Raw genomic sequence first — 20,922 nt, 5'->3', positions numbered from 1 at the left:
AAATGAAGATTCATTCCATCGACACGTTTCCCGTCGCCGTTCCGCTGACGAAGCCTTTTAAAACAGCTTTGCGTACTGTGACGACGGCGCATTCCATCTTTGTGAAAGTCACATGTGATGATGGCTCCGTCGGCTATGGGGAAGCACCGCCGACCCACGTCATCACGGGCGATTCCACTGGGAGTGTTACATATGCCATTCAAGAAGTCATTGCCCCGCAGCTGATCGGGCAGGATATTCGCCATCGGGAGGAATTGTTCCTCAAATTGAAAAAGGCAATTGTGCGGAATACAAGTGCCAAGGCTGCCGTCGATATGGCCATTCATGATCTGCTTGGTCAGCTGGCGAATATGCCGCTCTATCAGTTGCTTGGCGGTTTTCGAAATGAAATTGAAACCGATTTTACAGTAAGTGTAAATGTTCCAGCTGAAATGGCAGAGGATGCAGCCGGCTACGTGGCAGGCGGATTTACTGTCTTGAAGGTGAAAGTGGGGATCGGTGATATTGCCGAGGATATCGAAAGGATCCGCGCTATTCGTGAACGTGTTGGCCAGAACGTGAAAATTAGGCTTGATGCCAATCAAGGATGGAAGCCGAAAGAAGCGGTACAAGCCATTGGCAAGATGGAAGACGCCGGACTTGCAATCGAATTGATTGAACAACCGGTGCTGGCGGATGACGTGGAGGGGCTGCGTTATGTGACGGCGCACACATTGACGCCCATCATGGCGGATGAAAGTGTGTTTTCTGCGAAAGACGCTCTTCGTGTGTTGCAAATGGGCGCCGCTGATTTAATTAATATCAAGCTAATGAAGTCGGGTGGCATTCAGGAAGCGATGAAAATCAATGCGCTGGCCGAGGCGTTCGGAGTGGGATGCATGGTCGGCAGTATGATTGAAACGAAGCTTGGCATTACAGCGGCTGCACATTTTGCGGCGAGCCAGCCGAATATTACGCGCTTTGATTTTGATGCGCCGCTTATGCTGTCGAAGGATATTGTGGCAGGCGGCATCGAGTACGATGGAACGGTGATCCGATTTGCGGAAGCGCCGGGATTGGGACTGTATCAAGAGGGTATGGAATTGGTCGAGAAAGGGGAGGGTCAGTGATGGAACCGACAGTGAATATGTATAGGTGTGCCGTGCCGGTCGCCACGGTTTGGACAGCTCCGGAATCCGCACGCGAGTTGGATACACCGGGTTTATCCAATCCAATTCAGTTGAATAAATGGCTGGAGAAGCTCCCGTACGAGGATCGGTTGGATCTTTGCAACGGAAACCGCGTGCAGACGCAGCTGTTGTACGGCGAACCGGTCATCGTCGATGAAGTGGCGGGCGATTGGGCGAAAGTAATCGCCGTATGGCAGCCGTCCAAAAAAGATGAGAGAGGTTATCCGGGCTGGGTGCCGCTTGCGCAATTATCAAAAGCCGGGCCGCTTGAAGAAGCCGGCGGTTTCATCCGCATCAAGGCCGATAAGGCACTGCTTTGGGACGAAGATGGAACGCCATTCTCACTAATTCCCTTTAATGTGATTTTGCCGATACTCGATGAAAGTGAAACACACTATGTTGTGGAAACTCCTGATGGAAAAAAGGCAGTCCGGAAAATGGATGCGGTCCGAGCTGTCTCTGTCCATCAGTTTGAGAAAAAGACAGCGGACGAGGCGGTGGAACTTGGGATGAGTTTTCTCGACCTTCCTTATTTCTGGGGTGGGATGTCCTCCTATGGCTATGACTGTTCAGGCTTTACGTACAATATGTTGAAGGCGTGCGGCCATTTCATTCCGCGAGATGCAAGCGACCAAGCGAAGTCGGGCATCGAAGTGGCGATGGGAGAACCGGACAGCTGGAGAAAAGGCGATCTGCTGTTTTTTGCTAATGACGAAGGGACCGGCCCAGTTCGGCATGTCGGATTTTATTATGGAGATGGCTTGCTGCTGCATTCCCCGTCTACCGGACAGTCCATTGAAGTGCTGCGGCTAAAAGGATCCAAATTAGAGCATGAGTTATGTGCAGTACGCCGGTATGGAACAAATGAGGGGGACGTCCTATGAACAAAGAAGTGATTTTATCGGTTAATGATCTAAAGCGGCATTTTGATATGGGACGCGGCCAAACTTTGAAGGCTGTAGATGGAATTAGCTTTGATATTTATAAAGGCGAAACGTTCGGATTGGTCGGTGAGTCAGGTTGCGGTAAATCGACCGCGGGACGGACGATTCTTGGCTTGTACAATAAAACAGGCGGGGACGTGCTGTATGAAGGGCAAAGCGTCCATGACATGACGGAAAAGGAGCGGTATCAATTCTTAAAGAAGGCACAGATGGTCTTCCAAGATCCCTATGCGTCCTTGAATCCCCGCTCGACTGTATTTGAAATTATCGCCGAGCCGATGGAAATCCACGGGAAGTATAAGACGAAGGCGGAAATGCGGGCACGTGTGAATGAATTGCTGGAAGACGTCGGATTAAATGCGGATCATGCTAACCGCTATCCGCATGAATTCTCCGGCGGGCAGCGCCAGCGGATCGGGATTGCCCGCTCTCTTGCGCTTGATCCGGACTTCATTATTGCAGACGAGCCGATTTCTGCACTCGATGTATCTGTTCAGGCCCAAGTGGTAAAGCTGTTGCAGCGATTGCAGCGAGAAAAAGGGCTGACGTATTTGTTCATCGCCCACGACCTGTCCATGGTCAAATATATTTCCAACCGGATTGGCGTCATGTATTTGGGGCATATGGTGGAACTGACGACAAGTGCGAGATTGTATGATAAGCCGCTTCATCCGTATACTGAAGCGCTGCTGTCGGCCATCCCGATTCCAGATCCCGATATTGAGGAATCCCGGGAACGGATCATTTTGCAAGGGGAATTGCCGAGTCCAATTGATCCGCCGTCCGGTTGTGTATTCCGGACAAGATGTCCATATGCTATGCCGGTTTGCGCTGAACTAAAACCGAAATGGCTGGAAAAAGAAGACGACCACTTCGTCGCTTGCCACTTGCATGACGAGGAAGTGATGAAGCGGCCGGATGCAGTTCCCGGTGCGTTAGAGGTTACTTCGTAAGAAAGCAAATACAAGAAGGCGGGGAAATACACTTTCCCCGCTTTTTTGCGTTTCTATTAGCCATATGTTTTTTCAAAATACGCAGTTGATTGAAAAATGGGAAGCGTGCGGATTATTGTGTATGCATTAAAATAGAGCGAAGGGAAGAGTATACTATATAGATGAGTAAGCAGAGAGAGGAAGAGGTATGATGTTAGATGCTAGACCAATGAGCCACTCGCGCACGATCCAGACAAAACTGGTGCTGCCTCCCGATACCAATCACCTGCAAACGATCTTTGGCGGACAAGTCCTTGCCTATATTGATGAAATTGCAGCCATTACAGCGATGAAACATGCTAAATCGGCTGTCGTCACGGCTTCTATAGACTCTGTCGATTTTGTTTCTTCTGCCACTGTTGGGGATGTCCTTGAGCTGGAGGCTGTCGTCAGCTCGACAGGACGCACATCGATGGAAGTATTTGTATCTGTACATTCTGTCGATTTATTGACAGGGGAAAGGAAATTGACGACAGAATCCTTCTTGACGATGGTGTCGATGGGTACTGATAACGAACCGACACCTGTGGCAGGCGTCTATCCGGAAACCGAAGCTGAAAAACGGTTGTATGAAACGGGCCCGGCACGGAGAGAGCACCGGAAATTACGGCGTGAAATTACACACTAATAGAAAAGACAGCCTCGACGGCTGTCTTTTTCTATGTATCTATAGTATTGGTTGTTTCATGACCACTATTCGGGAATCAGCTGATCAACGTCGCCGATTACTGAAGTAAATAGTAGATCAAATCAGCTACGTAAGTTTCGACAAATGCGGCTACAATAATCATCGGTAGTACTACAGTTAAATAAACTTTTAATGTTTTATAAACTGTATCAACAAAAACTACTTCCTCTTCATTTTTCTTAAACCAGTATTTTATTTTACTTCTAACTACCTGACTTAACTTGAAAAGAACCGCAGCCCATAAACAAAAAGCGAAAACTTCAAGGACAAAATGGGGTATTGTAGAAGCAATGATTTTCATACCATTTCTAGAGTCCGCTTGTAAAATTACTCCGAAGAGAATCCCGGGTAATGTAGCAGTTGAGATGATATTAACTAAGTACAGAAATTGTACTGGAATCAAAGTGAAGACAAACATTTGTAAGGGTACGACGAACCCATTATTGGCGACGTATGTCCACACTTTTTTCATGCCTGTTGATTCCCTTAACTGATCTGATGAATTAACTTTAAATGATTCAGCTACACTCTTTAAATCCGGATTGATAACATAAGTGATGACTGTCGCCGCTATGGTTATGATTGCTGCAAGCGTGAAAAACTTAGCGGCTCTTTTGAAAATCACTTTATTGACTTTTTTATGAATGGCCGCCACCTCGTTTAATAGATTCAAAACTATAACTCATATGCATAACCATATAAGCCCCACTAATCATTCTTCTTCCTTACAGCCTATTCGAATCAGACTCCCATTCTCTAATTTGAATTCAGTTCTGACTGAATTACTTAAATTTACAAAGCGTGTGCTTCAGTCTCTCTTTTTCTCTTCGCTTTCTTCTTCTTCACTTTCCCATTCCAAGAGAAATTCGTCCACATGCGGAGAATAAATTCCAATGGCCCTCGGTGGAAACGTTTTAAATAGAAGAAGCTTGCTGTGCATTGTAATACAAACACACCGAGTCCTAGCAATAAACCACCCGCTGTCCCGAGTTTTCCGAACAGCCCAAGGCCGTAACCATAAAATACGGTTGTGCATATGACCGTCTGCATCATGTAGTTGGTTAGTGATAGCTTGCCGACACTTTCAAAAGCACGCATGGCGACAGATTCATTGAATTTTGTATAGAGCCAAGCGAAGGCAAAAATATAACCGACAGCAAGAAGCGGCGCTCCTGCTCCAATTAAGAAGTCAGTCCATCCAGTAGAAGTGGCCAGTTCGAAGATCGCCTTCATGGCAATGCCGATTGGCACTAATAACACCGTACCTAAGCGATACTGTTTCTTCTCCTGCACAGGATTGGAAAAGAAGTTGATGCGAGCGGCATACATGCCAAATAGAAAAAGAGGAGCAGTCGCAATCGGTGCTAATACAAGCATCACTAAAACGAGCGCATCTGGCATGTTTTCGAAAGGATCGGTGTTGTTCCGATGGTGCTTGATTTCCGAGTAAGTGCCATTCGCATACACATCATTCGTTTTTTCAATATACGCAGGGGATGCCATGAATTCCTCTTCTGGCGCGCTTTTCCCGCTAAATCCGGCACCGATCAGCATGAAGGACGTTGTTAAGACAGTCAGTAAAATGGCCCATACCAAAATCGTTTTTGTCTTACGGTTCACAAACAAGAGAAGGAAAAAGCCCATGAGCCCGTAGAATAATAATATATCCCCTTCCCAAAGGAAAGTACCGTGAGCCCAGCCGATAACTGCTAGCAACAGGAAGCGTCGCGCGAAATAACGTTTCACTTTCAAATCTCTTTGGCGAAGCCCTTCCGCCATTTTTATCATGGAATAGCCAAAGAGAAAGGTGAAGATGGGCATGAAGCTTCCTTCGATGAATACTTTCGTAAAGAAGTAGGCCCCTTGATTGATGCCTGTAAGCTCCAGCTCCTCTTTCCCCCACATCCCATATTGGAAGATAAGCAAGTTGGCTAATAATATGCCAAACAGGCTGAGGCCCCTCATCCCATCAATTAAATGGATTCTCTTTTGATTCATTAGATTCGACACCTTTCCTAATTTGTCTCTAGTCATACCTGGGATTGTCAACGAAACGCAGTTCCTATATGGTAGAATCATGAATTCCTAGTCTAGTATGTCCTATGAAACTTAATTGCATATAAAAGGAACCTTATCGGAATCTTAATTTTTAGGGGGATGGCAATGGAAGAGGCAAAAATTCTTGTAGTCGATGATGAACAGGCAATCGGAGATATGGTGGAAATCATTTTGCGAAAAGAAGGTTTTACTCTCATCGACGTTTGTGCGTCATGTAAGGAAGCGGAATTGCAACTAATGAAAAAGGGCTATGATTTATACATTTTAGATATTATGTTGCCGGATGGCACAGGTCTGGAACTTGCAACAAAGATAAGAAAGCGTTCGACTGCGCCTATTTTCTTCCTGACCGCAAAAGCAGCAGATGCAGATATTTTACGAGGTTTTATGCACGGAGCAGACGATTACATAACGAAACCGTTTAATCCGATGGAGCTCGCGGCTCGCGTCAAAGTGCAAACGGCTCGTTACATGGCATCGCTCCATGATAAGCATAAAATATATGAGGTTGGGGAATTTCGTTTGGATGTGGAAGGCGCAGCACTGACGGTTCGTGGGCAGGCAGTCACCTTAACGCAAAAGCAATTTCAGTTGCTTGAACTGTTTTGCCATCACCCGAACCAAGTTCTTTCCAAAGAGCAATTGTACGAACAAGTTTGGGGATTTGATGGGTTTGTCGATGACAACACCATTATGGTTCATATCCGTAAGCTGCGTGAGAAGCTGGAAGTGGATCCGAGCCGTCCTGAGTATATTGTGACTGTCCGCGGTATCGGCTACAAGCTGCAAGTATGAGGGGGCTCTAAGATGAAATTATCGAATAAGATGACATTCCGCTTTATCCTTTACTTTCTTGCGTTTTACGGAATACTGTTTATCGGCACTGCCATCATGTTTGGCGTTTTCATTTTCCAAATGATGAAAGGGTTTTATTACCATGACATACGGGTGCTGGAGCAAAGTGAAATGGAGTGGGCGGTTATCCATGATGACAAGGGCATCAGTCCATCGGATGCTCTGTTGGACATTGCAGAACGGAGCGGGGGCATTGTTCAGATTCTCGATCAAGACGGAACTGTTTTGGCATCATCGAAAGATGGCATTCTGCCGACCTCTTATGGAATGAATGAACTGAAAACGTTGGTGGATCAACAGGGAATCCGCACATGGACGTTGGAGGATGGACATATTTTGTTGTTTGAAGAATATACGGAAACGGATAGTCTGTTGGCGGAGCTGGAGAAGAATCCTCAATTTCCTGTTTTGACCGAGACAGACCTACAGATGTTGGGGAGAAAAGGAGCTATTTTTGAACTGTTCTCCGAAACGGGAGAATTGTTGAATTCCACCTCCACCTCCGGCTCGAAACCTTTAAAGGCAACGGATTTACTGAAATCCAATTCATCTGTGAATGAAAGAAAGGAACTATTATCATCGACGTCCGTACAAGGTGGAAACATAGCTGTCATCCGGATGGACAACCCTTATTATCAAGCACTGGATTCCCTGGATAAGAAGCTATTTATATCTTTCTCGAAGGGATTTGTTCTCTACCACTTGCTTTTGCTCTTCGTAACTCTCGGGTTCTCCTTATGGATTGGCCGCAGGTTCGGAAAGCCGGTCTTTTATTTCTTGAGATGGATGGAGCGCTTATCGAAGAAGGATTATACGCGGCTAGAGGACCGTAAAATCCGTCGACAGAAGGATGACAGGCTGAAAAGGAAGTATCGGATTTACGAGGATGTGGATATGTCACTCACCCGATTGGCTGCAAATTTACAGGAAAATGAGAGGACGATCAACCGGACAGAAAAGCTGCGGGAGGATTGGATAACGGGTCTTTCCCACGATTTGAAAACACCGTTAAGCTCTATCTATGGGTATGCAGTCATGTTGGAATCAAATCATCAATGGTCCTCTGAAGAGGTGAGGGGATTTGCCAAAACAATGATGGAGAAGGCAGGCTATATGGATGCCCTTATCAATGACTTGACGTATACCTACCAGCTAAAAAATGACGGCGTTCAATTGGAGATGAAAAACATGGAGCTGCATGAGTATATTAGCCAATATGTGGAGCGTCGGGATTGGCAAAACCCTATTGTGATTGAGGGAGAGAAGAAAGGGCATGTACTCATTGATCCATCCCGCTTTGAACGGGTATTGGATAATCTTATCGGCAATGCCAGCAAGCACAATCCGCCGGAAACAGCCATTCATCTCCACCTCACATCTCAGGAGGAGTGGATGGAATTAGTGATACAGGATGAAGGAGCTGGAATTCCTCCAGAAGTGATCGATCATTTGTTTAACCGCTACTACCGCGGGACGAACACGACAACAGATGAATCTGGCACGGGTCTCGGTTTAACGATCGCAAAGCAATTGATTGAAGCACATGGCGGAGAGGTGCAGGTGTTTTCTTCGTCAGAGGGCACGGAAATCGTCATCCGGCTGCCACGGCAAAACAGCTAGCAGATAAGTTGTGGAATGGAAGCAGCCGAAACGTCTATTTGTGAAACTTTCCCTTTATACTTTCGTAAATAGGAGAAAGGAGTGTGCGGGCTATGCGAAATTCAATACAAGAGCGGCAAATGGAGCTAACGATGCGCCGGAACGAGCGAAACCGGATAATCAGACGGCTGGATGGTGCAGAAGTCCAGTTGAAAGAGGCCATCCAGCTGCGCGACCGATTGCAGCGGCAGCTGTCAAAGGAGCAACAGGATGTCATCAAGCTTGGGAAGTTTTCGTTTGCGAATAAATTAAAAGAATGGTCGGGCAAATGGGATGCCCAAATGGAGAAAGAAATTAATGAAGTGGCGGAGGCGGAGCTGAAATACAATGAAGCTGTGAAAACAGTGACGGATTTGGAAGCCGAAGTGGCCCGGCTCCGGGAGCAGGCAAATCACACGGATTTTGCCTATGTTGAAGAAGACTGGGCTGATTTTATGAAAGAAAAAGAAACATGGATCCGTCAAAATGATACGAATGCCAACCGGACGCTCCAAAAAATAGCGGATGATCGGGTGCGCGTCCGTTCTATGATCCGGGAAATTGATGAGGCGCATGAGGCGGGAGAGAAAGCCTTGCGTGCACTCGACAAAGCGCTTGATAAACTAGGCAACGCAGAGGGCCTGTCCATGTGGGATACGTTCTTGGGCGGCGGCCTGATCGTCAGCGCTTTGAAATACTCGGAAATGGATGGCTCGGATGATTTAGTACACCGTGCTCAACGGGCTTTGCGTCACTACGAAACGGAGCTGATGGACGTCCAGAACATCGCAACGGAATCATTCAAAGTGAATCAAAATGACATTTTTACCTTTACTGATATTTTCTTTGATAATATCTTTTCGGACTGGATGGTCCATTCTCGTATTTCTGACGCGAAAAGCAAGCTGAATGCCGTATTGCAGGATGTAAGACGGGTGCAAACCCAGTTAGGAAGAAAGCGCGATGAAGCAGCTGAGGAACTCCGCCGCCTGGACGAACAGGAAAGAGCCATCATCGAATCATAAAGGAGGCCGCCTGATGTAGGGCGGCCTGTTCATTAATCAAACTCTAGAAATTCAATGCGGTTACCAAACGGATCCTCCGTGAAGATACGGGAACGCCCTTCAATGGGCGGCTCTTCTGTTACCCGGCAACCAGCGTCCTGCAAGCGGGAACGCAGCTCATCCAGCGCACGGACGGTAAAACCGGGATGCGCTTTTTGGGCTGGCATAAAATTCTCCTGTATGCCAATATGAACTTCTTGCAAACCGCAGCGGAACCAACACCCGCCCCGCCCTTGCAAATTAGCAGGCTTCGGAATTTCCTCCATGCCAAGCAAGTTTCCATAAAAATGTCGCGCCTTCTCCTCCGACTGCGGCGGAGCCGCCAGCTGCACATGATCAATCCCCAATAAAAAAGAACGCATTTCCATCCACTCCTCTCTCTTTCTATGTCCAGTGTACGAGAGCAGGAAAGGGATTGCCATGTCCAGTTTTGAATGATTGTTCATAAGTAAATTGAATGATGATTACTAACTCTTATAAGAGTTAGTAACAGATATAGAGGAGTGACCAAGTATCGAGAGTGGTCATTTGGAAAGTTCATAGCGTTTAGTTAGGTTGGTAGGGGAGATTTATCAATAGCTTTTTTGTAAATCAACTCAAAGGATTGATCGAGCCCTTCAAAGGGTTGTGTCAGTCAGTTTTCATTCAACTTGGTTTTTATCGGTTAATTGGGAAAGTATATCGGTTATTTCAATGTTTATACCGATTACAATCACCTGGTTATCGGTCATCCGCATTAGTATCAGTTACTTCCCCGAAGGCTTCGCGAGCCGCAAGTCAAGCTTCTTTCGTTTCATTCCCCATTTCCAAAATAAATTTCTGTTATCTCTTTACATCTCAAATGCATATAGTGTACTATGTAACTAATACACCGGTACAGAAGGAGAGAAAGGTATGAAACAGTGGAATGGTTTGTTGCTGAGGGAATGGATGCCCATCAAGTGGCAGATGATTAGCAGCTTTATTCTATTTGGCTTGGGGCTTTTAGGATTACCGTTTTTTTTAGGTTCTTTTTTGGAAATTCTCCAAGCTGATTCTTTTGAAATTGCGACTGTTCTTTGTTTTGTATGGGCGGCGTTCAGTGTGTTCGTTCCGCTTTTCACTTTTTTCATGTTGTTTTATCGTGACATGAAGAAGCCGGATTTATGGCTTCATTCCACCGCTTCGATTTATCAGCTGGTCGGTGTGAAGATGGTGGTTGCTATTCTGGTTGGACTCGCCAGTTTGCTTTTGTCTGTCGTTGTTGTGGCCATTTGGTATGTATTCACCAATCAGCCGTTTATTGTGTTTGATGAGCTGTTATTTTACGGCAGTCTCTTCATCTCAGCAGTCTTTCTCGGTTCGATTAGTCTGATGTTTGTCGGGTTTTTCTTTGTCGTGCTGGATCAATTGATGAAGCCGTATATCAAAGGGTTTTCCGTTGTTGTCACGCTATTGCTGTTCATTTTGTCTGTGCGCCTTTATTCTATTTTCGTTTCTTCCCAGTTTTATGAGATGTTCATTCTTCAAGGGAAACTGGACATGATGAATTTCAAAAACCATCGGATTGACTTGCAGGATTCCTATTTTGAAATAACCAGTACGACGTTTTACATCGGGGAATGGGTGTTCAATCTCGCTTGCCTTCTTCTATTCTTTATCATCGGGGCCATGCTCCTTGAAAAGAAAGTGAGGCGATGAGCATGGCCGTGTCAGCAGGTCTGCTTTATAAAGAATGGATGCAGTCCCGATGGATTGCCATCAGTTTCCTTGTCGTCAATATCGCCATTGGCGCGTTCAGCTACGCACCTCTCTACAGCAACCCTCGTTTGGATACGGTGCTGGAGATTAAGGATATGACCGGAATGTGGTTTGCCATTCATATGTTTATCATGGCCTTTATATTAATTAGCAGTGTCAATCAAGAATTTCTTCATCTGGATTTATGGCTTCATACAAAGATGTCTCTTTTCAGACTCGTTGGAATGAAGGCTGTGCTCGCCATTCTCATTACACTCTGTTCGCTCATCGTGTGCTCCCTGATGACGGGGCTTGTATATTACATGAGTCATCCATCAGAATCAATTTCGATTGGAACGGCATTGTATGTGGCGGCGGGCATCATTGTAACCCTCTTGATCAATGCGGTGTTCATCATGGCGGTCAGCTTCTTTTTCTGGTCGTTCTACCAGATGGTACAGAGTGTGTTGGTATCCAGACTGTTCGCCTTAGTGATGACGGCTTTTCTGGGGGTCGGAGCTATTGTTTTTTGGGGGGCGATTTATTTTAGTACGCCTTTCCAATGGCTCCGGGAAGCTTGGCCCATTATGGATACGAAGTTTGGCATTAATAATCTGACGTTCATGGAGTACCGTCACTTTATTTTAACGGCTCTTATACCGGAGAGTGCGTTTGTCACAGGCGGGGGGTTGCTGCTATATGGCTTCTTTTCATTGTTATTATTTATGGCTGGAGTTTTCATGCTTAGCCGGAAAGTGAGGAACGGACGATGAGCATTGAATTTACACCGGATAAGCCGATTTACCAGCAGCTCATCGATCGCATTTTAGGGGACATTATTCGGGGCGATTTGGCATCTGGCGAGAAGCTGCCATCCGTCAGGGAATACGCCATTGAGGCGGGTGTGAACGCGAATACGATGCAACGTGTGTATAAGGAGTTGGAGCAGATGGAAATCACGGAAACGAGAAGGGGGCAAGGTTCGTTCGTGACGGAGAATGAAGAGAGGATTGCGGCTTTACGCCATGAGATGAAGGAGCAGCTGGTGACGACTTTCTTGATTAGTGTGGAGGCGTTTGGGTTTACGAGGGATGAGATGGTGAAAGTACTGATAGAACGGAGTGGCTCCAATGATTAAGTTACAGGGCATTTCGAAAAAGTATGGCGGCAGACGGGTACTCGATCAAGTGTCATTGGAACTGCCGCAAGGAAAAATTATTGGTCTGGTCGGAGAAAATGGGAGCGGCAAGTCGACGATGTTAAAAGTGATGGCAGGGCTGCTGACTCCCGACGAGGGAAAGGCCACGTATAATGGGGAACCGATTACGAGAAATATTGCCGCCCATTTGGCTTATATGTCGGACACCGATGCGTTCTATCCTTATTTTAAAGTGGGCCAGCTGTTTGACTATTACGCTTCCCAGTTCGACGATTTTGATTTGATCAAAGCAAAAGAAATCGCGCAGTTTTTGAATATATCCCTGGATGCCCGAATCAAAAACTTGTCTAAGGGAAATCGGGGGCGAGTGAAGATTGCGGTGACTCTTGGAAGGGATGCGGCCTACTATTTGCTCGACGAACCGTTTTCGGGGCTGGACCCGATGGTGCGGGAAGATATTGCAAAAGGATTGATCCGATTTACGGATCCTGAGCGACAAACCGTGTTGATGTCCACGCATGAAATCAAGGAAGTGGAACCGTTGCTGGACGAAATTATTGTGCTGCGCCGTGGGGAAATCATCGCCCAGGAGCCAATCGACGATATCCGAGATATTCATGGAGTGGATGCGACAAGCTGGATGGTGTCCTTGTTTAAAGAAAAAGCGTAAGGAAAGGAAGTGGATATTGAAATGAAACCAATCGTGGAATTGAAAAACCTATCCAAATCAATCGGCGGTAAACTGTTGATTGATAATTTGAATCTATCTTTATATCCTGGCCAAATTACGGGATTCCTCGGCCCGAATGGAGCGGGGAAGACAACGACAATCCGGATGATGGTTGGACTCATGAAGCCATCAGGCGGCGATGTTATCATTGACGGCGTCTCGCTTCGCGACAATTTTGAAGAAGGTATGTCCAAAGTGGGGGTCATTGTTGAAAATCCGGAGATGTATAAATACATGACCGGCTATAAGAATCTGTTGCACTTCGCCCGTATGCATAAAGGGGTCACGAAGGAGCGCATCGACGAAGTCGTACGACAAGTAGGAATGCAAAACCGGATTCACGAGAAAGTTGGGACGTATTCACTCGGAATGCGGCAACGGCTTGGACTTGCACAAGCGTTGTTGCACCGGCCGAAGTTTTTGATTTTGGATGAACCGACAAACGGTTTGGACCCGGCAGGCATCCGGGAATTCCGTACGTATTTGCGACGGATAGCGGAAACAGAAGGTGTCTCGGTCTTCGTATCAAGCCATATGCTGTCGGAAATTGAACTGATGTGTGATCGGATTGCCGTTATCCAAAACGGTAAACTGATTGATATTCGCGAAATGTCCGAGACACAAGGATCGTTTTATTATGTGGAAGCGACGCCAGGGGAACGAGTGGAAAAATTGCTTGCCGCTCAAGACTTCACGGTGGAACGCTTTAAGGGTGGATTCATTGTCAATGCGGAGCAAGCGCAAATTCCGGGCCTCGTCCGGTCAATGATCGCGGAAGGCGCAGAGGTATTTGCCGTCCAGCCGCATAAGAGGACGCTTGAAGATGAGTTTTTGGAAATGACGGGAGGTGGCCAAATTGCTGAAACTCTTACAAAATGAATGGATGAAATTATGGCATAAAAAAGGGACGTGGGTCATGGTCGCCCTATTGGTTGTGATAACCGCAGGGATGATGGGGCTGACGAAATGGATTGATACGCAGCGGACAGATTCAATGAATCAAGTTGGCAATGCTTCTGTTGCAGTATCAGTCGGCGAGCAGACTGATTGGAAGGCCAGTGTGGAAGGTGAGCTGGCAGGAGTCCGTGCACAACTGGAAGATACGTCATTGACGAAATCCGAGCGAAAAGAATTGGAAGGCGAAGAAAAAGTGTTGGATTACCGCCTGGCCAACTCGATTGAACCTTTGGATCAGTTTAGCCGGGAGGCCATGGTCATGGACCCGTCTGGCATTTCAGGCACAGTGCTATTGCTGGCAGTTATCGTTGCTGCGGGTATAGTGGCTGCCGAATTTTCTCAAGGAACCGTCAAAATGCTGTTAACGCGTCCAGTGAAACGGTGGAAAATCCTTACTTCGAAGTTCATGGCAGTCAACTTATTCGGAATTCTGCTTATGTTAATTGGCTACATCGTACTCGTCGCTTTGGCATTCATTTTATTCAAGTCGGGTGATGGTCAATATCTCGTTTGGAATGGCAAAGAAGTGGTCGAAGGCTCTATTTGGGGCAAAAGCTTTTACATGTTGCTCCTATCGTTCGGCAGTGTGTTTGTAACGTCTGCATTTGCCTTTACAATTGGCAGTGTGTTCCGTTCCAGCTCACTAGCAATCGGTTTGTCACTATTCATATATTTTATGGGTTCAACCGTCACGATGCTGCTTTCTCGCTATGAAGTGGCCAAATATATTTTATTCACCCATATGGATTTGACGCAGTACGAAACAGGCTATCAGATGGTAGAGGGTATTTCACTGCCATTCTCGCTGGCTGTCCTAGCTGTGTACGTTATCGTGTTCCTTGTCATCAGTTACACGACGTTTGTCCAGCGGGACGTAAAAGCTTAAGAAACAGTGCGCCGGCAACCAGTTTGCCGGTGCTTTTTCATGCCTGGGGGCAATTAGACCTCCAACAAACGACATGGAAAGCCGAGTTTCGTGGTGATTTTCCCAATTTCGCAAACGCCCATTGTTTGGTACAGTAAAAGAGCAAGGAAGGTAGCAAGCACCTCAACAAATTTTACAGCGGATTCACGTCCATGGTGGGTTAGCCTAAACAATTGTCGCCATCGGACATACTATAGGAATCATGAGCAGAACAGTCCTCACTCCCCTGGGACTGTTTTCTCATGTATATACCCGCTATTCTATGTTAGGTTTGATTTAAAAAGCGAGGGGTGTGTCGAATGAATGTCGGGTCCATTGTGAAGTATTACCGCATGAAGAATAATTTGACCCAGGCAGAGCTGAGCGAGGGGATTTGTTCGATTTCCCATCTGAGCAAGATTGAATCAAACAAATATGTTCCGCATAAAGAGACATTGGACGAGCTGTTTGCCCGGATGAATGTCAAATGGAATCAAGAAGTAGATGTCTACCATACATATCGAGAAAAACTGGAGAAGTTCATTACCTATTCGGTGTACTATGATTTAAAATCAATGGAAGTGCTTTATGAGGAGCTGGAGCAGAAGGAGGATTATTTGCAGTCGACCGATCTCGTCAATCGCTATGAGTTGTACAAGCTTCGGTTCTATTTGATTCAGCAGGATCGCCAAAAAGCGACGCAGCAAATGCAAATTTTGTCCAGGCTCGATCAGACGTTTGATGAATATGAGCGGGGTGCCGCAAAAGTTTTTTACTTTATCTATTATGTTTTTATCCAGGAAGAAGCGAAAGCACAGGAAATTGCAGGGCGGCTTGAGGAACGGAATGGGCGGGTTCCACAATTGTTGGAGGGAGAGTTCTATTATCAGAATGCCTGGCTCATGCAACGGAAAACCGAATACGGCCAATCGTCCTACTTTGCCGAGCTGGCTATCAATCAATTCCAAAAGGACTGCAATTACTTGCGGCTTATGCATGCCCAGATGCTCCAGGCTGTCAATTTTGCAAATCGCGATTTGTTTTTGCAGGCAGAGGAATTGTTTAAAACGCTTTTGAGGAACGCGCGTCTCATGGATGAAGCCTCTTTGTATGAAGGGGTGCTCTATAATTATTCAATGCTGCAAAATAGAAGAGGGCATCATAACTCGGCCTATATGCTATTGAAGGAATTAAAATCCTTGATGACACCGGAAAAACCGCTTTATACGTCTGTCCTCATTCATATGTTGCAGACAGCCGCTGAGGAAGGGCTTGAAATGGATCATCTGCTTGAGGAATTAGAGGCGCTCGCCCGGGGGAAGGATGACCCATATGTAGCGATACAACTGACGTACTTTCGAAAGATGAAATTTTCCCAACATGATCTTTTTGACTATTGTGAACAAATAGCATTCCCTTTTTTAAAAGAACATGGTTACATAGGAGAAGCAAGACGGTTTGCTTGGCGGCTCGCCAACTACCACCGCTCCATCGGGAATTTTGAAAAGGCCGATGCGTATGCGATTTACTTTTATGAGAAAGGGGAGAAGATGACATGAAACGGAAATGGTATGTAGCGTTCTTGGCAGTATTGTTTTTAGCATTTCTAGGGGCTGGTAACGCGTCTGCGGCGATTCAAGTGAACGATGAAATGTCTACCTTTGCAAAAGGTAATGAAAATCTGCATCCGCCCGATGTAATGCCGCCGCAATGATGATTGAGGATAAACGCTGCTGCTCTTCTGTAAAAACGGGATGGAGCAAAAAGCAGCCAGTCAGCAAAGTGATAGGCGGGAGCTTGGTTGCCCACCTGTCACTTTCTTTGTAACTGCCACTTCAGCATTCCATTCTTGCTTGCGGCCAGTTCCATATGTAACTTTTCCAGCACACGGATGGAAGCCAAATTCTCGGCATGACATTCGGCGATGATTTGCTTAACAGCTGGCGAGGAAAAAGCCCACTGGATTACAGCATGAACTGCTTCCGTTGCGAAGCCTTTCCCTTGTGCTGCAGGGGACATGCCATATCCTGCCTCCACAATCCCCTTTGCGTCAGGTCTACCTTTGAAGCCAATATCCCCGATGACCTCACCCGTCTTTTTGCACGTGACAAACCACGCGCCCCATCCCAACAAAGAAGGATCCTTGCGTAACGCAGATAGATGCTCGTAGATGTGCGGCCTCACATCATAACCGGTAACTGATGCCTCTGCAGTCGACTCTTCGGTACAAGCCGCCAACAACAATCGCTCCGTTTCAATCTGCACTTCATTCCCTCCCCAATAAAAAAGTCATTACACGCAAGCATGTAACGACTCGTCTCTTCTTATTTATGATTAGAAAACGTCCGCACAAGACCGAACAACGTACCTACTAAGATGAAAGCAAACAGCGTGAACATAATATATAGGAACCACATGAAGACTCACTCCTTTTCATCAATATCCTACTGACCATTGTACCATTCCCCGTCAGGCCTGGCAACGCAATCCCTATGGGAGTTGTGGCAGAAGTGTGGAGGTGAATGATCCGGTGAAATTGACGAAGATAGGTTGATTATCCTACGTGGTGGATTACGTCAGGAAGTAACCAATAAATTATTTGAAAAAGAGTTTTAGCCAAATGTCGAGGATTGATTTTTAAATGTTTGACTGGCCAATTACTTGAATGGTGGAAGACTTTTAGAAATAACACATTAAGGTGAAACTTTTGCTTCTACGACCCGTATGTTCGAAGAGGAGGTGTGGAGCTGGTGGTGAATTGGAGAGCTGTTTTTCTAATAGGTTTGCTGTTTGTTTTATTCCAGCCTGGCAACGCCCATGCGAAGTCGTATTCCATTGACCGGGTGCAAATCAAAGGGTGGGTTCAGCCAAATGGAGATATGGTTGTGAATGAAGTATTCACCTATACGTTAGATGGATCGTTTTCAACTTTGAAGAGATCCTTTCCAGATCGTCATGTCCATCAGATTGAGTCGTTTGAGGCTTATTGGGTTACAGGCCAGAATCCAGTTGTAGGAGAAATTGATAAGACAACGCTGGTACCATTGGAATCCACAAAGAAGAATGAAACGATGGTCACCTCCTTGGAGAATCAAAGGGATACAATGAATGTCCTTTATGTATACAGAATGAAACAAGCCGTCGTTTCGTATGAGTCCTACAGTTCTTTAGATATCACCTATTTTGAAAATGGAAAAAACCATAATAAAGACTTGCATGAAGTGTCCATAGCATATGTTTTGCCTGGAGCAGTCGGCGACGGAAATATCCATGGCGGCTTAGCTGCCACGATCAACACACCCCAAGTATATGAAGATGGCATTATTTTTAGTGTTCCCGTCTCCAAGGCACGTACACTAGCTGAAACGAAGGTTCTATATCCATCTGTCATTATGACGGATCAATTTAAAAATCCAGACCCGCAATCTTTCGAATCTGCTATTCAGTCTCAGTCGAAATGGCTGGCAAACATCGAACAACGGGAGGATTCCATCTCAGTAATTATCACGATAGCAAATTGGTTGATTATCACGCTCGTTCTAGCCTCTCTTGTCATTCTGATGATGCGACAGAAGGTTATCGGATGGAAAATGGACCGGGAAAAGTTGCTTCACATTGATCCACTGTATCTCTTCTTTATTCATACGAACGGAAATCCGCATCGAAAAAGTATTTTGGCTGGTCTGTTTTCACTTGTAGAGAAGGGCAGGGTACAGATGGTGACAGAGCCTTCGGCAGAAAGATTCAGGGAACGCAAAGATATGCCGTCTGAAACTCTCGCTTTTTATGTGGTTCCAACCCCCAAGCCGATTGCGCCAGTTGAACAAAGGCTCATCAATTTTCTGTTCAAGACTGGCATGAGCCGGAGGAAATTCCACTTGCATGACATCGGTTTGTTAAACGCTATAAAAGGAAAGCGACACAGCAATCAATCAATGATACGTTTTGATGCAAAAAGGAGAGAGTGGGAGTGGGAAGTGGTTAAGTTGATGGAAGAGGCAGGTGCCTTGACGACGAAATGGCCGAATTACCTGAAACGGAGTCTACTCATTTGCGGCGGCTTGTTTTTCAGCTTAGTAAGCTGGATGATACTTGATAGCTTTTGGTATGCAATCATTGCTATCACCCTAACAGCCATCCCCTTATGGACATTTTGGAAAAGCCCATTAGAGCGAATACCACCAATATTCTATTTTGCCACAATGGCTATTTTCATTTACACTCTTCCGTTTTATCACATGCGCATTGTCTGTTTTGCATTGCTAGCCGCGATAGCATTCCTTTTTTACGTGACACCATTCCATATAGTAGGTTCGTGGAGAGCACTGCGGTATAAATGGGGAGTCAACTATTTCAGATATTGGTCAATGAATCCTCCTCCCGAGTGGTCAAATGACGATATCGAACGATATGAACGGCGTATGTATTTGGTAAAGCCGGTCATTTCCCGCGTTCGCCCTTTTACGGCTTGGCCGATCTTATCAACTGATCCACTATCTTTCCTTCCGATCGAGCACCATGTATGGGGCCAGGATGAAAGCTGGTTGGGAGGCGGAAGCAATAACAGTTCTGTAGGAGATACTTCCTCAAGTAGTGGCAGTGGCGGCGGGGATGGGGGAGGAGCGGGAGCAGAGTGAAGTTGCGCCGACTCCCTCGTGATGATGGATTCGGCAATTGCATTATTGACCGCGTTCGCATATAATGAGAACAAGTGTTCCTTTCGGGAGGTTGTTGTATGCGAAACGAATTGCTCAAATTATGCGAGCGCCACGAATTGGCGGACATGATTTACATGCGTGCGGATGGTCAGCTCACAAAGCGCCGGGTTGAGGTCCTTTCAATCGGCGTGAATACGTTCATCGCCTATTGTTTTTTGCGCAAGGAGAGGCGCATGTTCAAAATTGACCGTGTGCTCTCGGTACAGCGTGTCCTCTATAGGGAGTCGGCCGCAATGTAAACTGATTCGTCATTTGCCTGTTAAGAAGGCCGGCAGAACAGCTCCGTCATTCCTTTACTGCCATTCCTCTTCAGCAATTTCAGGAAACCAGCGATAGATTGATAAGTCGATTTTACCGTTCTCATTGAATTGCACGCCTTCCGATTCAAGCAGCTCCTGTTGCCTGTTGCCTTTTTCCTCTCTGTCTGTCGGTGTTGAAATGCCGCCTTGTGCATTGATGACCCGATGCCAAGGCAATTGGTGTTTTGCACTCATAGAATGCAGCACCCGAACCACTTGCCTTGCACCCCTTGGATTTCCGGCACAGGCGGCTACTTGTCCGTATGACATCACCCGCCCGGCCGGTATGCCCGATATGATGGCGACGACCTTCTCTGTAAACGGATTCATCCGAATTCCCTCCATTCTGAAACTATTCTCTTTTCTGTATCGTACAGTAGGTAAGAAATAAAACACAAGAGGTGGAACAGATGGGATCCTTTTTCAAACAGCGCAGCATTATTGGGAATATGATTAAAATTGCTGGTATCGTCGTCATGGGGTGGGGTGTCATACAAGCAATCGTCTTTCTGGCAACTTCCTCAGGAATGGGAGACCAGATCTTCAATGAATTTGGGGAAGCTGTTTATGCAGGCAGTTCAATCAGTGGCATTGCACTTTACGGTTTCATCGGCATTATTGCGACGCATGTCCTTTATGGCCTTCTGATCATCGGGTTCGGGGAAGTGATTGATCTGTTGCAGGATATCTATTTTCGGTTAGACCCTCAAGCAAAGCAGGCATGGGATCAAAAGCAGGAGGAGCGGCAAAAATTCCGCAACGAAATTCCTCTTTGGGTGGAACAGGATATTACTGCTTTCTATAAGAAACATGAGGAAACTGTCGAGGCGGTTCAGAGCACGAGAAATCGGGATGTCTATGAAGTGAAAGTGAATGGTCGTGTGGATTACGTGGAAATGAGCGGATTTGATCCGCGTGTGCTGTCGGAGGAGGAAGCGAAGAAGTTTAAAGGCTAAAAGGGATAGTTTTTATTTATCAAACCTTGACAGCGTTCCATATACTAACATGGCGAAAGAATCTCTGCCGCC

The 20,922-nt window shown here is 46.1% G+C and carries 23 protein-coding genes; 18 read left to right on the top strand and 5 right to left on the bottom strand.

Translation table 11 applies throughout. From position 1 onward, the window contains the following. Positions 1–2: 2 nt before the first annotated feature. From NCCP2222_RS06230 to NCCP2222_RS06215, 4 genes are all read left to right on the top strand, one after another. The gene (locus tag NCCP2222_RS06230; protein ID WP_248510623.1) at positions 3–1,109 is read left to right on the top strand and encodes a mandelate racemase/muconate lactonizing enzyme family protein; all 1,107 of its coding nucleotides are present in this window, start codon (positions 3–5) and stop codon (positions 1,107–1,109) included. Then, positions 1,109–2,053: a C40 family peptidase gene (locus NCCP2222_RS06225; RefSeq protein ID WP_248510620.1), complete on the top strand. Its 945-nt coding sequence runs from the start codon at positions 1,109–1,111 to the stop codon at positions 2,051–2,053. Before NCCP2222_RS06230 ends, NCCP2222_RS06225 begins: the two co-directional genes overlap by 1 nt. After that, complete coding sequence (locus NCCP2222_RS06220) at positions 2,050–3,066, top strand: ABC transporter ATP-binding protein (RefSeq protein WP_248510618.1); 1,017 nt, start codon at positions 2,050–2,052, stop codon at positions 3,064–3,066. The genes NCCP2222_RS06225 and NCCP2222_RS06220 overlap by 4 nt, the downstream gene beginning before the upstream one ends. 190 nt (positions 3,067–3,256) lie before the next feature. Continuing rightward, entirely contained in the window at positions 3,257–3,733 is a 477-nt protein-coding gene (locus tag NCCP2222_RS06215; protein ID WP_248510616.1) for an acyl-CoA thioesterase, read from the top strand. A gap of 97 nt (positions 3,734–3,830) precedes the next feature. Here the strand turns inward: NCCP2222_RS06215 and NCCP2222_RS06210 are convergent, their stop codons facing one another. Both NCCP2222_RS06210 and NCCP2222_RS06205 read right to left on the bottom strand, forming a co-directional pair. Then, positions 3,831–4,466 (bottom strand): stage II sporulation protein M, encoded by a 636-nt coding sequence (locus NCCP2222_RS06210; protein ID WP_248510614.1) that lies wholly within the window; start codon positions 4,464–4,466, stop codon positions 3,831–3,833. Positions 4,467–4,585: 119 nt separating this feature from the next. Beyond that, positions 4,586–5,791, bottom strand: coding sequence for a DUF418 domain-containing protein (locus NCCP2222_RS06205; protein WP_248510612.1), 1,206 nt, complete (start codon positions 5,789–5,791; stop codon positions 4,586–4,588). Positions 5,792–5,956: 165 nt separating this feature from the next. Between NCCP2222_RS06205 and NCCP2222_RS06200 the strand changes: the two genes are divergently transcribed. The 3 genes from NCCP2222_RS06200 to NCCP2222_RS06190 all read left to right on the top strand — a co-directional run bounded on the left by NCCP2222_RS06200 (position 5,957) and on the right by NCCP2222_RS06190 (position 9,369). Beyond that, positions 5,957–6,646: a response regulator transcription factor gene (locus tag NCCP2222_RS06200; RefSeq protein ID WP_248510609.1), complete on the top strand. Its 690-nt coding sequence runs from the start codon at positions 5,957–5,959 to the stop codon at positions 6,644–6,646. Positions 6,647–6,658: 12 nt separating this feature from the next. Then, entirely contained in the window at positions 6,659–8,326 is a 1,668-nt protein-coding gene (locus tag NCCP2222_RS06195) for a sensor histidine kinase (protein ID WP_248510607.1), read from the top strand. Between the two features lie 92 nt (positions 8,327–8,418). After that, on the top strand, positions 8,419–9,369 hold the full coding sequence (locus tag NCCP2222_RS06190) for a hypothetical protein (RefSeq protein ID WP_248510605.1): 951 nt from the start codon (positions 8,419–8,421) through the stop codon (positions 9,367–9,369). Between the two features lie 32 nt (positions 9,370–9,401). On the opposite strand, the gene NCCP2222_RS06185 is transcribed toward NCCP2222_RS06190, so the two are convergent. Next, a complete protein-coding gene (locus NCCP2222_RS06185; protein ID WP_248510604.1) occupies positions 9,402–9,770 on the bottom strand; it encodes a VOC family protein in 369 nt (122 codons plus the stop codon). Positions 9,771–10,302: 532 nt separating this feature from the next. On the opposite strand from NCCP2222_RS06185, the gene NCCP2222_RS06180 reads away from it, so the two are divergent. The 8 genes from NCCP2222_RS06180 (at position 10,303) to NCCP2222_RS06145 (ending at position 16,591) form a co-directional block, all read left to right on the top strand. After that, positions 10,303–11,088, top strand: a complete 786-nt coding sequence (locus tag NCCP2222_RS06180) for a hypothetical protein (protein WP_248510603.1) — start codon at positions 10,303–10,305, stop codon at positions 11,086–11,088. 2 nt (positions 11,089–11,090) lie between these two features. After that, positions 11,091–11,900 carry a hypothetical protein gene (locus NCCP2222_RS06175; protein ID WP_248510602.1) on the top strand — a complete coding sequence of 270 codons (810 nt, stop codon included), beginning with the start codon at positions 11,091–11,093 and terminating at the stop codon, positions 11,898–11,900. Further along, positions 11,897–12,265 carry a GntR family transcriptional regulator gene (locus NCCP2222_RS06170; RefSeq protein WP_248510601.1) on the top strand — a complete coding sequence of 123 codons (369 nt, stop codon included), beginning with the start codon at positions 11,897–11,899 and terminating at the stop codon, positions 12,263–12,265. The genes NCCP2222_RS06175 and NCCP2222_RS06170 overlap by 4 nt, the downstream gene beginning before the upstream one ends. Further along, positions 12,258–12,956 (top strand): ABC transporter ATP-binding protein, encoded by a 699-nt coding sequence (locus tag NCCP2222_RS06165; RefSeq protein WP_248510600.1) that lies wholly within the window; start codon positions 12,258–12,260, stop codon positions 12,954–12,956. The genes NCCP2222_RS06170 and NCCP2222_RS06165 overlap by 8 nt, the downstream gene beginning before the upstream one ends. A 21-nt stretch (positions 12,957–12,977) precedes the next feature. Continuing rightward, a complete protein-coding gene (locus NCCP2222_RS06160; protein ID WP_248510599.1) occupies positions 12,978–13,895 on the top strand; it encodes an ABC transporter ATP-binding protein in 918 nt (305 codons plus the stop codon). Beyond that, positions 13,873–14,859: an ABC transporter permease gene (locus NCCP2222_RS06155; protein ID WP_248510598.1), complete on the top strand. Its 987-nt coding sequence runs from the start codon at positions 13,873–13,875 to the stop codon at positions 14,857–14,859. The genes NCCP2222_RS06160 and NCCP2222_RS06155 overlap by 23 nt, the downstream gene beginning before the upstream one ends. Before the next feature lie 338 nt (positions 14,860–15,197). Beyond that, complete coding sequence (locus NCCP2222_RS06150; RefSeq protein ID WP_248510596.1) at positions 15,198–16,436, top strand: helix-turn-helix domain-containing protein; 1,239 nt, start codon at positions 15,198–15,200, stop codon at positions 16,434–16,436. Then, positions 16,433–16,591 carry a hypothetical protein gene (locus NCCP2222_RS06145; RefSeq protein WP_248510594.1) on the top strand — a complete coding sequence of 53 codons (159 nt, stop codon included), beginning with the start codon at positions 16,433–16,435 and terminating at the stop codon, positions 16,589–16,591. The genes NCCP2222_RS06150 and NCCP2222_RS06145 overlap by 4 nt, the downstream gene beginning before the upstream one ends. A 98-nt stretch (positions 16,592–16,689) precedes the next feature. On the opposite strand, the gene NCCP2222_RS06140 is transcribed toward NCCP2222_RS06145, so the two are convergent. Beyond that, positions 16,690–17,142, bottom strand: coding sequence for a GNAT family N-acetyltransferase (locus NCCP2222_RS06140; RefSeq protein ID WP_248510592.1), 453 nt, complete (start codon positions 17,140–17,142; stop codon positions 16,690–16,692). Positions 17,143–17,627: 485 nt separating this feature from the next. Between NCCP2222_RS06140 and NCCP2222_RS06135 the strand changes: the two genes are divergently transcribed. Then, the gene (locus NCCP2222_RS06135; protein ID WP_248510590.1) at positions 17,628–19,514 is read left to right on the top strand and encodes a DUF2207 domain-containing protein; all 1,887 of its coding nucleotides are present in this window, start codon (positions 17,628–17,630) and stop codon (positions 19,512–19,514) included. A gap of 98 nt (positions 19,515–19,612) precedes the next feature. Next, positions 19,613–19,834 carry a WYL domain-containing protein gene (locus NCCP2222_RS06130; protein WP_248510580.1) on the top strand — a complete coding sequence of 74 codons (222 nt, stop codon included), beginning with the start codon at positions 19,613–19,615 and terminating at the stop codon, positions 19,832–19,834. Between the two features lie 54 nt (positions 19,835–19,888). On the opposite strand, the gene NCCP2222_RS06125 is transcribed toward NCCP2222_RS06130, so the two are convergent. Further along, entirely contained in the window at positions 19,889–20,224 is a 336-nt protein-coding gene (locus tag NCCP2222_RS06125; protein ID WP_248510577.1) for an MGMT family protein, read from the bottom strand. 80 nt (positions 20,225–20,304) lie between these two features. On the opposite strand from NCCP2222_RS06125, the gene NCCP2222_RS06120 reads away from it, so the two are divergent. Beyond that, the gene (locus NCCP2222_RS06120; protein ID WP_248510575.1) at positions 20,305–20,850 is read left to right on the top strand and encodes a hypothetical protein; all 546 of its coding nucleotides are present in this window, start codon (positions 20,305–20,307) and stop codon (positions 20,848–20,850) included. The last annotated feature ends 72 nt before the right edge of the window (positions 20,851–20,922 follow it).

It is taken from the genome of Sporosarcina sp. NCCP-2222 (assembly GCF_023168145.1).
Lineage (GTDB): Bacteria > Bacillota > Bacilli > Bacillales_A > Planococcaceae > Sporosarcina.
The sequence above is the reverse complement of the archived record's forward strand: the minus strand, read 5'-3'. Positions and strand labels throughout refer to the sequence as shown.

Excerpts from the sequence above, each read along its gene's own strand:
- NCCP2222_RS06145 (WP_248510594.1), top strand. The coding sequence starts at position 16,433 with ATGAAACGGAAATGGTATGTAGCGTTCTTGGCAGTATTGTTTTTAGCA.
- NCCP2222_RS06150 (WP_248510596.1), top strand. The coding sequence starts at position 15,198 with ATGAATGTCGGGTCCATTGTGAAGTATTACCGCATGAAGAATAATTTG.
- NCCP2222_RS06180 (WP_248510603.1), top strand. The coding sequence starts at position 10,303 with ATGAAACAGTGGAATGGTTTGTTGCTGAGGGAATGGATGCCCATCAAG.
- NCCP2222_RS06185 (WP_248510604.1), bottom strand. The coding sequence starts at position 9,770 with ATGCGTTCTTTTTTATTGGGGATTGATCATGTGCAGCTGGCGGCTCCG.
- NCCP2222_RS06175 (WP_248510602.1), top strand. The coding sequence starts at position 11,091 with ATGGCCGTGTCAGCAGGTCTGCTTTATAAAGAATGGATGCAGTCCCGA.
- NCCP2222_RS06195 (WP_248510607.1), top strand. The coding sequence starts at position 6,659 with ATGAAATTATCGAATAAGATGACATTCCGCTTTATCCTTTACTTTCTT.
- NCCP2222_RS06200 (WP_248510609.1), top strand. The coding sequence starts at position 5,957 with ATGGAAGAGGCAAAAATTCTTGTAGTCGATGATGAACAGGCAATCGGA.
- NCCP2222_RS06130 (WP_248510580.1), top strand. The coding sequence starts at position 19,613 with ATGCGAAACGAATTGCTCAAATTATGCGAGCGCCACGAATTGGCGGAC.
- NCCP2222_RS06205 (WP_248510612.1), bottom strand. The coding sequence starts at position 5,791 with ATGAATCAAAAGAGAATCCATTTAATTGATGGGATGAGGGGCCTCAGC.
- NCCP2222_RS06190 (WP_248510605.1), top strand. The coding sequence starts at position 8,419 with ATGCGAAATTCAATACAAGAGCGGCAAATGGAGCTAACGATGCGCCGG.
- NCCP2222_RS06125 (WP_248510577.1), bottom strand. The coding sequence starts at position 20,224 with ATGAATCCGTTTACAGAGAAGGTCGTCGCCATCATATCGGGCATACCG.
- NCCP2222_RS06160 (WP_248510599.1), top strand. The coding sequence starts at position 12,978 with ATGAAACCAATCGTGGAATTGAAAAACCTATCCAAATCAATCGGCGGT.
- NCCP2222_RS06215 (WP_248510616.1), top strand. The coding sequence starts at position 3,257 with ATGTTAGATGCTAGACCAATGAGCCACTCGCGCACGATCCAGACAAAA.
- NCCP2222_RS06225 (WP_248510620.1), top strand. The coding sequence starts at position 1,109 with ATGGAACCGACAGTGAATATGTATAGGTGTGCCGTGCCGGTCGCCACG.
- NCCP2222_RS06165 (WP_248510600.1), top strand. The coding sequence starts at position 12,258 with ATGATTAAGTTACAGGGCATTTCGAAAAAGTATGGCGGCAGACGGGTA.
- NCCP2222_RS06220 (WP_248510618.1), top strand. The coding sequence starts at position 2,050 with ATGAACAAAGAAGTGATTTTATCGGTTAATGATCTAAAGCGGCATTTT.
- NCCP2222_RS06120 (WP_248510575.1), top strand. The coding sequence starts at position 20,305 with ATGGGATCCTTTTTCAAACAGCGCAGCATTATTGGGAATATGATTAAA.
- NCCP2222_RS06230 (WP_248510623.1), top strand. The coding sequence starts at position 3 with ATGAAGATTCATTCCATCGACACGTTTCCCGTCGCCGTTCCGCTGACG.
- NCCP2222_RS06170 (WP_248510601.1), top strand. The coding sequence starts at position 11,897 with ATGAGCATTGAATTTACACCGGATAAGCCGATTTACCAGCAGCTCATC.